At 40.4% G+C, this 15,358-nt stretch carries 15 protein-coding genes; 6 read left to right on the forward strand and 9 right to left on the reverse strand.

What is annotated here, in order from left to right; all coding sequences use genetic code 11:
- Window positions 1-218 precede the first annotated feature (218 nt).
- Window positions 219-2,441: a TonB-dependent receptor family protein gene (locus tag AC6JAD_RS00415; protein WP_461304054.1), complete on the forward strand. Its 2,223-nt coding sequence runs from the start codon at window positions 219-221 to the stop codon at window positions 2,439-2,441.
- Window positions 2,442-2,511: 70 nt separating this feature from the next.
- On the opposite strand, the gene AC6JAD_RS00420 is transcribed toward AC6JAD_RS00415, so the two are convergent.
- The 4 genes from AC6JAD_RS00420 to AC6JAD_RS00435 are packed head-to-tail and all read right to left on the reverse strand — an operon-like array spanning window position 2,512 to window position 6,065.
- The gene (locus AC6JAD_RS00420) at window positions 2,512-2,988 is read right to left on the reverse strand and encodes a heme-binding domain-containing protein (RefSeq protein WP_461304055.1); all 477 of its coding nucleotides are present in this window, start codon (window positions 2,986-2,988) and stop codon (window positions 2,512-2,514) included.
- A gap of 1 nt (window position 2,989) precedes the next feature.
- Window positions 2,990-4,528 (reverse strand): bifunctional metallophosphatase/5'-nucleotidase, encoded by a 1,539-nt coding sequence (locus AC6JAD_RS00425; RefSeq protein WP_461304056.1) that lies wholly within the window; start codon window positions 4,526-4,528, stop codon window positions 2,990-2,992.
- Between the two features lies 1 nt (window position 4,529).
- A complete protein-coding gene (locus AC6JAD_RS00430) occupies window positions 4,530-5,393 on the reverse strand; it encodes a hydroxymethylglutaryl-CoA lyase (protein WP_461304057.1) in 864 nt (287 codons plus the stop codon).
- A gap of 54 nt (window positions 5,394-5,447) precedes the next feature.
- Complete coding sequence (locus AC6JAD_RS00435) at window positions 5,448-6,065, reverse strand: LysE family translocator (protein WP_461304058.1); 618 nt, start codon at window positions 6,063-6,065, stop codon at window positions 5,448-5,450.
- 72 nt (window positions 6,066-6,137) lie between these two features.
- On the opposite strand from AC6JAD_RS00435, the gene AC6JAD_RS00440 reads away from it, so the two are divergent.
- Window positions 6,138-7,049, forward strand: coding sequence for a T9SS type A sorting domain-containing protein (locus AC6JAD_RS00440; protein WP_461304059.1), 912 nt, complete (start codon window positions 6,138-6,140; stop codon window positions 7,047-7,049).
- Here AC6JAD_RS00440 and AC6JAD_RS00445 read toward each other — a convergent pair.
- Window positions 7,029-8,051 (reverse strand): quinone-dependent dihydroorotate dehydrogenase, encoded by a 1,023-nt coding sequence (locus AC6JAD_RS00445; RefSeq protein WP_497865835.1) that lies wholly within the window; start codon window positions 8,049-8,051, stop codon window positions 7,029-7,031. The two genes, AC6JAD_RS00440 and AC6JAD_RS00445, sit on opposite strands and share 21 nt — an antisense overlap.
- An 89-nt stretch (window positions 8,052-8,140) precedes the next feature.
- On the opposite strand from AC6JAD_RS00445, the gene pepT reads away from it, so the two are divergent.
- A complete protein-coding gene (gene pepT / locus AC6JAD_RS00450; RefSeq protein WP_461304061.1) occupies window positions 8,141-9,373 on the forward strand; it encodes a peptidase T in 1,233 nt (410 codons plus the stop codon).
- Between the two features lie 51 nt (window positions 9,374-9,424).
- Window positions 9,425-9,973: a hypothetical protein gene (locus tag AC6JAD_RS00455; RefSeq protein WP_461304062.1), complete on the forward strand. Its 549-nt coding sequence runs from the start codon at window positions 9,425-9,427 to the stop codon at window positions 9,971-9,973.
- A gap of 71 nt (window positions 9,974-10,044) precedes the next feature.
- Here AC6JAD_RS00455 and yajC read toward each other — a convergent pair whose 3' ends face one another.
- The 4 genes from yajC to AC6JAD_RS00475 all read right to left on the reverse strand — a co-directional run bounded on the left by yajC (window position 10,045) and on the right by AC6JAD_RS00475 (window position 12,998).
- Window positions 10,045-10,323 (reverse strand): preprotein translocase subunit YajC, encoded by a 279-nt coding sequence (yajC, locus tag AC6JAD_RS00460; protein ID WP_461304063.1) that lies wholly within the window; start codon window positions 10,321-10,323, stop codon window positions 10,045-10,047.
- 23 nt (window positions 10,324-10,346) lie between these two features.
- On the reverse strand, window positions 10,347-10,826 hold the full coding sequence (locus AC6JAD_RS00465) for a DUF1573 domain-containing protein (RefSeq protein WP_461304064.1): 480 nt from the start codon (window positions 10,824-10,826) through the stop codon (window positions 10,347-10,349).
- Window positions 10,827-10,876: 50 nt separating this feature from the next.
- Window positions 10,877-11,824, reverse strand: a complete 948-nt coding sequence (gene nusB, locus AC6JAD_RS00470) for a transcription antitermination factor NusB (RefSeq protein WP_461304065.1) — start codon at window positions 11,822-11,824, stop codon at window positions 10,877-10,879.
- 76 nt (window positions 11,825-11,900) lie between these two features.
- On the reverse strand, window positions 11,901-12,998 hold the full coding sequence (locus AC6JAD_RS00475) for a Glu/Leu/Phe/Val family dehydrogenase (RefSeq protein WP_461304066.1): 1,098 nt from the start codon (window positions 12,996-12,998) through the stop codon (window positions 11,901-11,903).
- Between the two features lie 135 nt (window positions 12,999-13,133).
- Between AC6JAD_RS00475 and AC6JAD_RS00480 the strand changes: the two genes are divergently transcribed.
- Both AC6JAD_RS00480 and AC6JAD_RS00485 read left to right on the forward strand, forming a co-directional pair.
- A complete protein-coding gene (locus AC6JAD_RS00480; RefSeq protein WP_461304067.1) occupies window positions 13,134-14,885 on the forward strand; it encodes an ABC transporter ATP-binding protein in 1,752 nt (583 codons plus the stop codon).
- Between the two features lie 79 nt (window positions 14,886-14,964).
- On the forward strand, window positions 14,965-15,333 hold the full coding sequence (locus AC6JAD_RS00485) for a PUR family DNA/RNA-binding protein (protein WP_461304068.1): 369 nt from the start codon (window positions 14,965-14,967) through the stop codon (window positions 15,331-15,333).
- The last annotated feature ends 25 nt before the right edge of the window (window positions 15,334-15,358 follow it).

A 15,358-nucleotide genomic window follows, 5' to 3' on the forward strand; every position in this document is an offset into this window, starting at 1 on the left:
GAAGTGGTTACTATTTAATTGCGTGCAAATATACTAAAATAAGTTGGCTTACACGTGCTTTTTTCAAAACACCTACAGATTGACATATTAAGAAAAAGGAAACCGTATGTTAATTATTTTTATTTATTCTAAATAAGCTTTGAAAAGTAAAATTCCTGTTCTAAATTTGCACTCGATTTTAGTTAATTATTTTTATTCAGTCTAAATAAAGCCAATATATGCGTTTATTAACCACCACACTTATCGTACTGGGATTAGCTTCAAACCTAATCGCTCAAACCCCAACAACTACCAATGACAGCATTAATAAACTTGACGAAGTAATCATATCGGCCCAAGAAATATTTGGAAGCAAATTCGCCTCCAAAAATAGAACAGGGTCTTCTTACTATGTGTCTTCCCTTGAGCTGGAAAAGTTCAACTATACCGATGTGAACAGACTTCTAAAAACAGTTCCTGGGGTTAGTATTTATGAAGAGGATGGTTTCGGACTACGACCTAATATAAGTCTTCGTGGAACCTCTCCCGAGCGAAGTGCCAAAATTTCCTTGATGGAAGACGGTGTGCTTATAGCCCCTGCCCCATATAGTGCTCCTGCCGCGTATTACTTTCCTTCCGTGGCTCGAATGGAGGCCGTAGAAATACTTAAAGGAAGTAGTCAGGTACAATATGGCCCTTTCACAACCGGTGGAGCCATTAACATGGTGTCTTACCAAATTCCGAATGAGTTCAAGGCAAAACTAGATGCTAGTTTCGGAAGTTTCAATAGTGGTCGTTATCACGTACAAGCAGGAAATCGACATAAATATTTTGGCTATGGGGTGGAATACCTGAAGTTCAATTCCAATGGATTTAAAAATGTGGATGTTCGTGGGGATAGCGGCTTCGATATCGACGAATTGCTTGCAAAAGTTTCCTTCAACACGAACCCAGACAAAAAAGTAAAACAGCAACTGGAGTTGAAGTTTCAGTTTTCGGATGAGGTAAGTGACGAAACATATCTAGGTTTAACGGATAGTGATTTTGCCGATGATCCATTTAGGAGGTATGCTGGTTCCCAAAATGATGTGATGAATGCGGAACACCTTCAACTTCAGCTAAACCATACCTTGCAGTTTTCAAAAGATATTCGATTAACGACCACTGGGTACATGAACAATTTCAAAAGGAACTGGTACAAACTGGAAAAAGTACAACTAGGGGATGAAACGCAGTCCATCGCCAATGTGGTAGGCGATCCCGAAACGTATGCCGAGCAATTTGCCATCCTAACGGGAGAAATCAACTCGGAAGATGGAAGTCTTATCTTAAGAAACAACAATAGGGAATACACCTCGAGGGGAGTACAAACAAAATTAGATTATCACTGGAATGGCAGCAACACTTTCCATGACATTGAGGTGGGCTTGCGCTATCATTTTGATGAAGAGGACAGGTTTCAATGGGAAGATGGGTATGGCATCACGGATGGCGTAATGGAACTCACCAATCCCGGCACTCCCGGCACACAAGCCAACAGAATAAGCGATGCCCGTGCTTTTGCAGCCTTTACTACCTATCGTCTTAAATGGAACGACTGGACATTTACTCCAGGGGTTCGCTTTGAGAGCATCACACTATCCCGAAGTGACTTCGGAGGTGAAGATGTGAATAGAACAGGAGTGAATTTGAGCGAACGCGAGAACCAACTGAATATTTTTATTCCAGGAGCTGGATTTGCCTATAGATTCGACAATAGGTTCTCTGTATTTGGTGGAGTGCATAAAGGATTTGCTCCTCCGGGGAACAAACCGGAGGAAGAACCAGAGGAGAGTGTTAATTATGAACTGGGAACGCGTTTTGATGTTCTTGGACTATCTGGTGAGGTAGTAGGTTTCTACAATGATTATAGCAACCTATTGGGGGCAGATACCAACTCATCTGGTGGAACCGGTACCTTGGAGCAGTTTAATGCAGGAGAAGTTCGCGTACAAGGGATCGAGTTGTTACTAAATTATAGTTTACTTAAAGACAACGAAAAAATAACCATCCCACTTTCTTTTGGTTACACACTAACAGACACAGAATTCCTGAACAGTTTTGGAAGTGAGGACGACCTTTGGGGAGAAGTTATTGCAGGGGATGAACTTCCATATATTGCCAAACATCAATTTAATGTGTCCGCTTCCTTTCAAACCGAAAAATTTGAAGCCAACCTAAATGGTAGATTAAATGGAGCCTTTAGAACAAGTGCTGGTCGAGGTGCAATTCCATTAAGCGAAGAAGTTCCAAATAGTTTTATTGTAGACGTATCTGCCAAATACCGCATAAACAAGTATTTCAGTATTACAGGGAATGTTATAAATATGTTTGATGAGACTTACGCAGTGAGTAGAGTACCTGCTGGATTGCGCCCGGGACATCCATTCGGTGCATATGCAGGAATACAATTAACTTACTAGAATTACGGATTCATATTTAGCTTATCAATAAAAAAACGCCCCATTAAATGGGGCGTTTTTTTGTTGAAATCTAGTTCGCGGTGACCTCTAACTCTTTCTTGTATTGCATTCGCGCCAGCTCGGCCCATAGTAACAGCGCCTTCTTATCTTCCTCCGAAAGGGTTCCATGAATCCAAGTGTACGAATCCAGCGGCATATGCCCCTCCTCTACTTCTTCAATTAATTCTTCTAGTTTGTGATCTTTTTTCTTGACGGAATAGCTGTTCCACTCCGACATATTAAAGTCACCCTTACCATGTCGAACATGATCGTCTAGCCAATACGAAATGGGTGCTACTTCGGCATACCAAGGATATTGGGTTTGGTTGCTATGGCAATCGTAACAATTTGCTTTCAAAATACCAGCGACTTCTACCGATGGTTTGGTCTCCGTCTCGAAGGCACTTAAGGTTTCATAACCTGCATTGTTCTTTTCAGGCCGAATAAATTGTATTACAATTAATGCCAATAAGGCAATGCGTAAGATCCATTTGATAATTCGTTTCATACTACTTTTGGGTTTTTAAAAAATCAATGACTGCTTTTCTGATATCGGAAGCTGCTTCCGCCTTTTTAGTTTTATGTACTTTAATAACCCCCTCATTTTTTGGGGTAAGAAAGGGAATATCATATCCTTTCAATAAAAAATCACTAAAAGCTATGGTATACACTTCTTCGTTTTCTATAGAATTTTGGGCTAATAACCATTCTCCTTTTTGGTTTTGCTGAAAGCCGTAACGCTGCAAGTAAGCTCCTGTTCCTCCCTTGGATTTTCCGTAGTCCAATACTTCCTTCAACAAATCGCCTTTAATATCTACCTTAATCACCTCTCCTCCAAATGGCAATACACGGAATACATCCAAACTGGTGATATCCCCAGCCATCATATCGTCTACCCTTATGGAACCTCCATTAACAAGGGCTCCCTTTGTGGGTTCCTCAAAACTAAGTGCCATCGCGTTGGCAATATATCCGCCAAGGTTGGTCTGCACGCCCCTACTTGCACTATCTGTTCCATCCAAGGGTGGTTCTGCATAAAAGATCACTTCTGTAGGATTGTCCACCACTTCCTTCACTTTTTCATCCAAAATGGCATTCCATTTATCAACAATAGCCTGAACTTCGGGATTAGATGCAATAGTCTCATCTATAGGGAATAATTGAGAATCGATATCTAGGGAATTATCCTTTGCGCTGTAATTAAACGTATGAATATAAATGGTCTTTGCATTCGCATCGGCCTTAGCAACCTTGCCATTTCTTGAGGGTACCAACATGTTATTATGTTCATGCCCTCCCATAATAAGCGAAATACTGGGAAACTTATTCGCCAGTGCTACATCCTCATCTACAGTTAAATGGGTTAGCCCCACGATAATATCACTTTGCTGAAATTTAAGTTTGCTCATGGCACTTTCCGCTTCCAAGCTACGATCGGCATAATGCACAAAATCCTGTGGGTTGGAGTCTAAGGTAACCCCAAACATACCCACATCTATGGAAGTGCCATCGCTATCGGAAATATTGAGGGAATAGGTTTCGGGAACAGCTATCGTGTCTCCCTCCCTTATAAAATGAAAGGATCTGGGGCCATCTTCCAATTGCTGAAATACATTGGCGCTCGTCCAATAAAAATTAGATTCATTCATTCTTTTCTGCAACTCCCCTTTGTCTAGGTCGAACTCATGGTTGCCAAAGGTGACCAATTCAAAATTCATTGCATTCATCACTTCTATCATTTGCCGGCCGCTAATACGCTCTTCGTTCAATTTCAAGGTTCCCAATAACGAAGGATTCAAAAAATCCCCTGCCAAAAACATATAAGTATTGGGCTCTACCTTTCTAATTGAATCCACTACATGTGCTACCCGAGCCATACCCCCATACTTGCCACCGCTAAGCGGGGCAATTTCATAGACATCGTTCAGTTGCACAAATTTGAATTGAATCTTACCATCATCTTCTGGCTTTTCAATAACCCGATCCACTGTTTTACATGAAAACGAGACTAAAAAAGATAACAACCAGAGATAATGGATCCTTTTCATACTAATGATATTTACTGAATATTTTTGTGGCTTCATTATGAGCACTTTCAAATGACATGGTATTGATATTGGAATCCACCTTGGCAGCCGTAAAATAACTCAACATTTTTTCGGTTGGCATATTACCCGTTAATTCATCTTTGGCCATGGGACAACCCCCAAAGCCTTGTATTGCACCATCAAATCGTCTACAACCACTTTTATATGCAGCATCTACTTTTTCATGCCATGTAGTTGGAGTGGTATGTAAATGAGCCCCAAATTCTATCTCTGGATATTTTGGAATGAGATTCGCATACAAATACTCAATCACCTCCGGAGTCGAAGTGCCCACCGTATCACTCAACGAAAGTATCTTTACGCCCATTTGCGATAAACGCTCGGCCCAATCGCCAACAATATCGACATTCCATGGATCACCATACGGATTACCAAAGCCCATAGATAAATAGGTTACCACTTCTTTATTGTTCGCCTTGGCCAATAATAAAATTTCCCTTAAAACCTCTATTGATTGGTCGATCGTCTTATGGGTATTTCGCATTTGAAAGTTTTCGGAGATGGAAAAAGGATATCCTAAATATTGTATTTCAGGATGCTTTACGGCATCTTGGGCGCCCCTAACATTTGCGACAATTGCCAGTAGCTTACTTTCTGTCTGACTCAGATCCAAAGCAGCCAATACCTCCTTGGTATCTACCATCTGAGGAATAGCCTTTGGCGACACAAAACTCCCAAAATCAATGGTATCGAAACCACAACGCAACAGGGATTGGATATACTGTACCTTAGCTTCGGTAGGAATCCAATCTTTAATCCCTTGCATGGCATCCCTGGGGCATTCTATAATTTTCACTTTTTGCATCGTATCAAATATACAATATACCCTTTAGGATAAGTGGTCCAAAACCCAAGAAATTTAAGGCAACAATATGTAAATGGCAATTCCCAGAAAGACAACAATCTGCAACCATTTTAAAACCATGCCTGCCTTGTCATTCTTCATGAGACCGGAGGATATAGCACCTGCTAAAAATGCAACTGCGCTAAAGGCAATAAAGGAAGTAATCATAAACACAATTCCCAGAATAAAAAATTGGGACACGGTGTCCGCATCTGGATTCCATAGAAAACCAGGGAAAAAAGCCAAGAAAAAAATCATCACCTTAGGGTTGAGCAAATTCATGACGACTCCGGTCTTAAAAAGTTGCCAAGAATTCTTCTTCGGGGTGGATTCAGTAGAAATAGAAACTGCAGAAGGGCTTGTAAACACCTTATACGCCAAGTAAAAAAGGTAGATGGCACCCGCCACTTTAATTCCATAAAAAATAGACTCAGACTTGGTAATGATTGCCGAAACCCCAAAGGCTAAGAGGGCCGTATGCACAATGCAACCACTAATAAGACCGGCAGTGGTTGCAATTCCACTTTTGGTTCCATGAACCAAAGATTGCGTTAGTACGTATATATTATCGGGACCCGGTGATATCGCCAAAGCCAACGTGGCTAACACGAACAGGTAAAGGCTGTCAAACATTTAGTAAAAATATATGTTTTTATTGTAAGTCAATACCCAAGGAAACGACATAAACCTTATAAACCAACAATTATGAAAAAGAAAATACTCCTTATCGCTTTAGCTAGTCTTATATCTTGGGCTTCCTATGGGCAATCTGAAGCTACCTATTCGGTCCGTTTCGACAGTAATTGGTCACAAGCTGCGCATCCGCATTCCAGCGGTAGTCTACCCACCAATGCGCATTGGTCCAAATTAGTGGGGGCAACCCATAGTGATGGCGTTGTTTTTCTTGAAATGGGAGGACAAGCCACCCCAGGAGTTGAAGATATAGCAGAATTGGGAAGCAATTCCGCTTTTTTTGCTGAAGTGAATTCCGCTATCGCCATTGGGTCTGCCAATCAAATTATTGATGGCCCGTCCCTATCTACTGCAGGTGGGCAAATAACCATCAATTCTATTGTTACTACCGACGAATACCCAATGCTGACCCTTCTTTCAATGATTGCTCCGAGTCCCGATTGGATGATCGCTGTAAACAGTGTAGAGCTTTTGGATACAGGTGGAAACTGGAAAGATGAAATTATTATCGACTTATACCCTTACGATGCTGGTACCGATGGAGGTGTAGATTATACCTCAAGCAATATGGACACCAATCCCCAGGAACCTATAGCAAGCTTACAGGGAGTGTCTCCATTTTCGTCAGAAATCATTGGAACTTTAACCATAACATTAGAATCGGTTCTGGGAACGAACGATGTTTCGGAAAACGAAGCAACGCTTTACCCCAATCCTGCACAGGACCGTTTTACGGTATCCAATAGTACATCCTTACAGAGTATTGAAGTATTTAATGTGTTAGGGTCTCAAGTATTGAAAAGAGAAAATATCCATACCAATTCCATTGAAATCGATATCAGCGGATTGCCAAGTGGTGCCTATTTGGTGAGAACCATAAGCGATTCGAGACGGGAATCGGTATCACGACTTATCAAGTTGTAAAAGTCTTCTATTGATGGCCTTGATCAGAGTAGGGCCTTCATAGATGAAGCCGGTGTATAGTTGAATCAAACTTGCGCCGGCTTCAATTTTTTCCAAAGCATCCTCTACCGTATGAATTCCTCCCACTCCAATAATGGGGAAGGCCTTGTTACTTTTTTCCGATAAAAATCTAATGACCTCTGTAGATCTGTGGGTTAAGGGTTTACCGCTTAATCCACCCATTTCCTTTTTGTTTTCAGAAGTGAGCCCTTCGCGGGATATGGTCGTATTGGTTGCTATAACACCATCTATTTGAGTATCGCTTACGATTTCAATTATATCCACTAATTGCGCATCGGTAAGATCTGGTGCGATTTTTAACAGGATAGGTTTTCTATTGGACTTGGCAGCGTTTTTTGGCTGAAGGGTGTTCAGAAGATCCGTGAGCGGCTTCTTGTCTTGTAATTCACGTAGGTTTGGTGTATTGGGTGAGCTCACATTAACCACAAAGTAATCTACATGGTCAAAAAGCGCTTCAAAACAAATTACATAGTCATTTACAGCATCTGCATTAGGGGTTACCTTATTCTTACCTATGTTTCCACCAACCAAGACATTCTTATTCAACCTGAGGCGCTCTACTGCTTCTTCGACACCCCCATTATTAAATCCCATTCTATTAATAATGGCGCTATCACTTTTTAATCTGAACAATCGTTTTTTCGGATTCCCGTCCTGAGGCTTCGGGGTTACCGTACCTATTTCGATAAATCCGAAACCAAAATTGGAAAGTTCCCTGTACAGTTTAGCATCCTTATCGAATCCTGCGGCCAATCCCACTGGATTTGGGAAAGTAAGACCAAATAATTTGCGCTCTAATCTGGGATCCTTCGATGTATACATACTTCGAAACATGCCTCCCATTCCAATTTGATGGCAAAAACGGATCATTTTGAACGTAAAATGATGAACTTTCTCGGGATCGAAACAAAATAGAAGCGGTCTAAGAATAGCTTTGTACATAGTTGTTGAAAATCTGCTGCAAAAATAGTACTAAAACAGCAGAATTTTTAAGGCCTATTCCTTTATTTTGTAGAACAAAATTTTACACCATGATTGACAAGCAACGCCTCATCGATAGATTTATAGGATATGTGACCGTAGATACCGAAAGTGACCCCAATAGCGATACTACTCCAAGCAGTGAAAAGCAATGGGATTTGGCCAATGCACTGGCAGAAGAACTCAAAGCCATAGGCATGGAAGAGGTTACGATCGATGAGAATGCTTACATTATGGCTTCGTTGCCCAGTAACATAGATAAGGATGTTCCCGTGATTGGCTTCATCTCACATTTTGACACCACACCCGACTTTACAGGGGCCAATGTTAAACCACAGATCATAGAAAATTACGATGGTGGTGATATTTCTTTGAAAGGTACCAATCTCAAGTTGTCCCCTTCAGAATTTGAAGACTTGTTGTTATATAAAGGAAACACATTGATTACCACGGACGGTACTACATTATTGGGTGCCGATGACAAGGCTGGTATAGCTGAAATTGTTTCGGCTATGGAATATCTCATACAGCATCCTGAGATTAAACATGGTAAAATCAGGGTTGGCTTTACCCCCGATGAAGAAATTGGTCGAGGTGCCCATAAGTTCGATGTCGAAAAATTTGGTGCAGATTGGGCTTATACCATGGATGGCAGTCAAATAGGTGAATTGGAATACGAAAATTTCAATGCTGCCGGTGCCGTTGTAAAAATCAAGGGTAAAATCGTGCATCCTGGATATGCCAAGGGTAAAATGGTAAACAGTATGTATATCGCTACAGATTTCATTAATGCATTACCAAGAGCCGAAACACCCGAACAGACTGAAGACAGGGAAGGTTTCTACCATCTATATAGTGTTGCGGGCGAAGTAGATAGTACCGAGTTGCAATATATTATCCGTGATCATGATAGGGAGAAGTTTGAAGTTCGAAAAACAGAGATGAACCAAATTGCTGAAGCGCTCAACAAAAAATACCCTGGGGATCGAGTAAGTATAGAAATTAAAGATCAATACTTTAATATGAGGGAAAAGGTAGAGCCGGTAATGCACATTGTCGATCTAGCCGAAGAGGCCATGAAACAGGCCGGGATCACTCCTATTATAAAGCCCATTCGTGGTGGGACCGACGGATCTCAATTAAGCTTTATGGGGCTTCCTTGCCCTAATATCTTTGCCGGAGGACATAATTTCCATGGTCGATATGAATACGTTCCTGTTGAAAGTATGCAAAAAGCCATTGAAGTTATAGTCAACATAGCTACCCTTATAGCAAAGCAATAATGGAACGGTTCTTGTAGCTAAGGATTCCATTAAAAATTAAAACCAATATTTATGAAAAAGACATTCCTCGCCCTATTGTTTATGGGCTTTACAGCAGTTTCCATGGGACAAGAATCGGACAATGATACCCGTTCGTCTTCCGATCCAAAACATGAATTCCGATTGGATGCATTGGAAGGCCTAATTGTTCCTGCTGTCGACATTAGTTACGAATACATTATAAGCAAATACTCAGGCGCAGGTATTTCGGCCTTTATTGGTTTGGAAGATGATGCAGATGACTACCAGTCCTGGGCAATCACACCTTACTACAGACAGTATTTTTTCAATAAGCAAGATTATGGTGCAAGAGGGTTTTTTGCGGAAGGAGTGCTCCAGGCAGGAGGTGGTTCGGACCTACAATACCTATTTGATGAAGATGTTAATGTAGAAGAGGATTGGACCAAATTTGGAATTGGCTTTGCCATTGGGCAAAAATGGGTTAGCCGAAATGGATTTGTAGTCGAGTTATCCGTTGGTGGAGGTCGCTATTTTGGAGGAGATGATGTAGGGCCGGAAGGATTCTTCAGGGGAGGTGCCTCGGTAGGGTATAGATTCTAAAAAAAAACATATTGCATAAAAAAACCTTCAGCCAAAACTGAAGGTTTTTTATTTCATATAACTGTACTTACTTACTTCGCAGGCGCAGTCAATTTAATGGTTTTCTCTACTGAAATGGCGGTTTTATCGAACTTCATTTTCCCTGCACCTGTTTCAATAACGCAGGTTCCATCATCGTTCAACTCCAACACCTTTCCATGCAGCCCACTTCCCATAACCACTTTCATTCCTTTTTTTAATTCACTGAAGAATTTCTTTTCTTGCTTCATTCTCTTTCTTTGAGGCAATACCATAAAGAAAATAATGAAGACCGTGAATAAAAGTAATGGGCCTAATAATGACTGATCCATCTAAAAAGATTTAGGTACTATTATTATTGTGTTTGGATTGGAGAACCTTGTGCTGCCCCTTCTTTAGGGTTTACGAAGGCCTTAATCTTAATAGTCTCTTTTCCGTTGGCAGTATTAGCTGTAATAGTAACTGTCTTACTCACCTGATTCTTACCGCTACCGTTGAACTTTACCAACATCTCTCCTTCCGCACCTGGGGCAATTGGAGTTTTTGGGTATTCAGGAACAGTACATCCACAACTACTTTTGGCATCAACAATTACCAAATCTGCTTCACCTGTATTTGTAAACTTAAATCTGTGCTCTTGAGGTGTTCCTTGCTCTATCGTTCCAAAGTCAAACTCAGTTTCAGCAAAAGTCATTACTGGAACTTTTCCTGCATCTGCATCACGCTCTGCTGCTGCAGCAACGTTTTCTTCACTTACTTTATCCGCTGCTTTATCTTTACAAGAAGTAAAAGCAACCATCGCTATCGTCGCTAGTAATAAAATTGATTTTTTCATTATTTTTTATTTAAGTTATAAGAATCGCTAAAATAACTAATTTTTTATTTCTAGCGAAGACCCCGCCCCATTTTATTCAATTTGTCATTTTTGGTTAATTCTTTCACTAATTTGTCGAGAATACCATTAATGAACAAACTACTTTTTGGGGTCGAATACTCCTTTGCAACCTCTAGGTATTCGTTTATGGTAACTTTCACTGGAATACTTGGAAAATAAAGGAATTCGGCAATTCCCATTTTCAAAATTATCATGTCGATTTCGGCGATACGCTCCTTATCCCAATTCGGTGTTTTACCATCGATCCACTCGGACAGTTTATCATCGTTCAGGATCACTTTTTGAAGCAATAAAAAGCTAAATTCACGATCCTCTTCATTCTTGAAAAGCTCCTTGGAAAACACCATGTTTGGTTTCTTTTCGGAAACCTTATCGAGCATTTTCACGATTGAAGTATTAACCAATGGAAAATCATCTAACCAAGTTAAGCGGTTATCTTCCAAGTATTCGTAAAGCTTGTCGTTCGGCGCCAATACTTCCTTGTAGAGCTTACTCACAAAGGACTGGTCCGTTTTAAAACCCATAATTGGTTCCTTCAAATATTCAGAATACCACTCCTGTTCTCGCAAAGCATTGAAAAGAATTGCTACATACTCATCATCGTTTTCCCAATTATTGAGTTTTCGGTTTTTCACGTATTCCGACAGGCCTTCATGTTTTTCGATCAAGGCAATGACTTTGTTCTCAACGAAAGCAAGGCTAGGGTTCCTTTCATCGGATGTCGCTAAATGTTTATTTCTGGATTTTTGTAAATATTGGTCGGCATGATCCTTAATTGCTACCATAAGTTGTAGCATAAGCGCGTTTAGATCTTGCATCTGGGAGATACTGTAGGCCAGGAATTTTTTCTGCTTATCGAGATCTTGGTCTTCCGATTGGTAAAACGCATATAACGATTGTAAAACTTTTACTCTTATATGTCTTCTGGTCAGCATCATTGAAAAGAACTTGAATTAAAAATAAAGCGCATCCCCAATTGGAAATGCGCTGCAAAGATACGTATTCTATCTATAACTAAAGCTCATTTTTTCGAGCGTCGATACGAGATTGTGCAATATGGAAAGCCGCCTCATGGGTGGTAATGTTATTGGTCTCTGCGCTAGATAGTATTTCCAGTGTGGTATTATAAATATTCTCGGTCTTCCGCATGATTTCCTGCTTACCGTAATTTTCCAATTCGGCATACACATTGATAATTCCGCCAGCATTAATCAAGAAATCCGGGGCATACACAATGCCTTTCTCCCGTAATTGTGTTCCGTGTATTTGTTCATCGGCTAATTGGTTGTTAGCAGCACCGGCAATTACCTTTGCCTTTAACAAATTGATGGTATCATTGTTTACCGTAGCACCCAAAGCACATGGTGCATAAATATCCATTTCCTCAGCATAGATATTATTCCCTTCATAAATGGATACATGATATTTGTCGCGTACTTGCTCCAAACGCTCCCTATTTATATCGGTGATGAAAACCTTAGCTCCTTCATTGCTTAAATGTTCTACCAATGCCTCCCCTACGTTTCCTATACCTTGTACATAAACCACCTTATCCTCTAGGTTATCGTTTCCAAATTTGTACTTAGCAGCAGCTTTCATTCCCATAAACACTCCATAGGCCGTAATTGGGGAAGGATTTCCAGCGCCTCCTTTCTCCTCAGAGATTCCTGTTACGTAAGGAGTCACCGTTCTTACCAAATCCATATCGCTTGTTGCCATTCCTACATCCTCTGCTGTAATGTATCGTCCTCCCAATGAATGTACAAACTCACCAAAACGTAGCATAAGTTCTGGGGTTTTTTGAGTTTTGGCGTCACCAATAATCACTGCCTTACCACCACCTAGATTTAATCCTGTAATAGCGCTCTTAAATGTCATTCCGCGGGATAAGCGCAGAACATCGTTTAGGGCATCCCACTCGGAGTTATATTGCCACATTCTGGTTCCTCCCAAGGCAGGTCCCAAAACGGTATTGTGAATTCCTATTATTGCTTTTAAACCAGTATCTTTGTCGTTGCAAAAAACAATTTGCTCGTGGTTATCAAAAGATAACTGCCCAAAAACAGGGTCTAATTTTTGAAGTTCTTTTGCTTTAATTACCTCAGTCACCATACATTGATTTTTTATTGATCCTTTAAAAAGGATGTGCAAAATTAGGGGTTAATTGAAGATTTCGCAAAAAATTATCTTAAAATTAGGAATTTGTTAATAAGTTTTAGTCTATCTTTTTTCTGTAGTTGACCTTTTATGAAAGAACTCCGTTTTCTGAATCAATTTTTCTTAAAGTACAAATGGCGATTGCTTTTAGGATTAATCATTACGGCCATTGCTACTATCTTCAGAATTGTGGTTCCTGCCAAGATCGGGGATTCCATGGATGCCGTTAGGATGAAATTTAACGGAGAGATTACCCAAGAGGTTTTGAACAGCATGTTATTGGAAAATATCCTTATCATCGTAGGAGCTGCTCTACTATCTGGTTTCTTTACATTTCTTATGCGACAGACCATTATTGTGGTATCCAGATATATAGAATTCGATCTTAAGAATGTTGTTTTTGAGCAGTATCAGAAATTATCCCTTAGTTTCTACAAAAACAATCGAACCGGTGACCTCATGAGTCGGATTAGTGAAGACGTTGGCAAAGTGCGCATGTATGCAGGCCCTGCCCTTATGTACAGTACCACAACGGTCACCCTTTTTATTGTAGCCATAAGCTATATGGTGTATACTGCTCCCATGCTAACCCTGTATGCCGTAGCTCCCCTCCCACTGTTATCGGTCAGTATTTACAAACTTAGTATCGCTATCCACAAACGAAGTACCATTGTACAGCAGTACTTAGCCAAACTCACCACTTTTACACAAGAAAGTTTTAGTGGTATCTCTGTGATAAAAGCATACGGAATTGAAGGAAGAACCCAAATAGATTTCGAGGAATTGGCCAATGCAAGTAAGGACAAAAACATAGACCTTACCAAGGTACAGGCCTTGTTTTTCCCTTTAATGATTCTATTGATAGGTGCTAGTAATCTTTTGGTAGTTTATGTGGGTGGAAACCAATTTATTGAAGGGAAAATTGAATTTGGGACGATCGTGGAGTTCCTCATTTATGTGAACATGCTTACGTGGCCAGTAGCTATTGTAGGTTGGGTTTCTTCTATGGTACAACAAGCTGAAGCTTCACAGAAACGAATCAATGAGTTTCTTAAGGTTACGCCGGAAATTATTAATACAGCCAAGGAACGCTTTGAAGTTGAAGGCACCATTGCATTCAAAAATGTAAGCTTCACTTACCCTGATACGGGAATAAAGGCACTCAAAGGAGTATCCCTTAATGTAAAACCTGGCGAAACACTTGCCATCATCGGAAATACTGGATCCGGAAAATCCACAATCCTGGAACTTATTGCCCGTCTTTACGATGTAGAGGATGGCTCCTATACCTTAGACGGACAATCCGCTGATAAAATTTACCTAGATGATCTCAGGAATAGCATTGGGTATGTTCCGCAGGATGCCTTCCTGTTTAGTGATACCATTGGCAACAATATCAAATTCGGACATGCGGAAGCCACCGATGAAATGGTCGTAGAAGCAGCGAAAAATGCGGCAGTGCATTCCAATATTATCAACTTTGCAGATGGCTACGAAACTATTTTAGGAGAGCGCGGAATTACCTTAAGTGGTGGACAAAAACAACGGGTTTCTATAGCCAGGGCCATCATTAAGCAACCCAAAATCCTACTGCTCGATGATTGCCTGAGTGCTGTGGACACTGAAACTGAAGAAGAAATCCTTCAAAACCTTGAAAAGGTATCACAGCATAGCACTACAATTATTGTGAGCCATAGGGTTTCCTCTGCTAAAAACGCGGATAATATAATTGTACTGGAGGAAGGAGAGATCATTCAACAAGGCTCTCATGCTGAGCTTATAAACGTAGAAGGCTACTACAAAGAGTTATACAACAAGCAACTTCAAGAAAAAGAAATGTAGTCTTTCCTTTGCCGATTAGGTTTTTTTTTAGATTTTTGGCTCTACGTTTAGAAAAAATTAACCATTTAGAGACAGTCAAATGATGGAGAAAGAAGAAATATATTCAAAAGTAATGAGAGCAGGTAGGCGTACCTATTTTTTTGATGTACGCGAAACGAAGGCCGGTGATTATTACCTAACTATTACCGAAAGTAAAAAGTTCACCAATGATGACGGTTCCTTTCACTACAAAAAGCATAAAATCTATTTGTACAAGGAGGACTTTGCAGACTTCAGCGACAACCTTAATGAAATGATTCAGTACATCATTGATGCCAAAGGTGAAGAAGTAATCAGTGAGCGTCATCAGAGCGATTACAAGAGAGAAGAGCAGACGGAAGAGCCAGTAGCAGCAGAAGAGACTTCAGAAACCTCGAGCTTTACCGATATCGACTTTGACGATATTTAATGGTAAAAGACTCTTAAAATATGGA

This window comes from Aureisphaera sp. (genome assembly GCF_059726885.1).

Excerpts from the sequence above, each read along its gene's own strand:
- AC6JAD_RS00415 (WP_461304054.1), top strand. The coding sequence starts at position 219 with ATGCGTTTATTAACCACCACACTTATCGTACTGGGATTAGCTTCAAAC.
- AC6JAD_RS00420 (WP_461304055.1), bottom strand. The coding sequence starts at position 2,988 with ATGAAACGAATTATCAAATGGATCTTACGCATTGCCTTATTGGCATTA.
- AC6JAD_RS00425 (WP_461304056.1), bottom strand. The coding sequence starts at position 4,528 with ATGAAAAGGATCCATTATCTCTGGTTGTTATCTTTTTTAGTCTCGTTT.
- AC6JAD_RS00430 (WP_461304057.1), bottom strand. The coding sequence starts at position 5,393 with ATGCAAAAAGTGAAAATTATAGAATGCCCCAGGGATGCCATGCAAGGG.
- AC6JAD_RS00435 (WP_461304058.1), bottom strand. The coding sequence starts at position 6,065 with ATGTTTGACAGCCTTTACCTGTTCGTGTTAGCCACGTTGGCTTTGGCG.
- AC6JAD_RS00440 (WP_461304059.1), top strand. The coding sequence starts at position 6,138 with ATGAAAAAGAAAATACTCCTTATCGCTTTAGCTAGTCTTATATCTTGG.
- AC6JAD_RS00445 (WP_497865835.1), bottom strand. The coding sequence starts at position 8,051 with ATGTACAAAGCTATTCTTAGACCGCTTCTATTTTGTTTCGATCCCGAG.
- pepT (WP_461304061.1), top strand. The coding sequence starts at position 8,141 with ATGATTGACAAGCAACGCCTCATCGATAGATTTATAGGATATGTGACC.
- AC6JAD_RS00455 (WP_461304062.1), top strand. The coding sequence starts at position 9,425 with ATGAAAAAGACATTCCTCGCCCTATTGTTTATGGGCTTTACAGCAGTT.
- yajC (WP_461304063.1), bottom strand. The coding sequence starts at position 10,323 with ATGGATCAGTCATTATTAGGCCCATTACTTTTATTCACGGTCTTCATT.
- AC6JAD_RS00465 (WP_461304064.1), bottom strand. The coding sequence starts at position 10,826 with ATGAAAAAATCAATTTTATTACTAGCGACGATAGCGATGGTTGCTTTT.
- nusB (WP_461304065.1), bottom strand. The coding sequence starts at position 11,824 with ATGATGCTGACCAGAAGACATATAAGAGTAAAAGTTTTACAATCGTTA.
- AC6JAD_RS00475 (WP_461304066.1), bottom strand. The coding sequence starts at position 12,998 with ATGGTGACTGAGGTAATTAAAGCAAAAGAACTTCAAAAATTAGACCCT.
- AC6JAD_RS00480 (WP_461304067.1), top strand. The coding sequence starts at position 13,134 with ATGAAAGAACTCCGTTTTCTGAATCAATTTTTCTTAAAGTACAAATGG.
- AC6JAD_RS00485 (WP_461304068.1), top strand. The coding sequence starts at position 14,965 with ATGATGGAGAAAGAAGAAATATATTCAAAAGTAATGAGAGCAGGTAGG.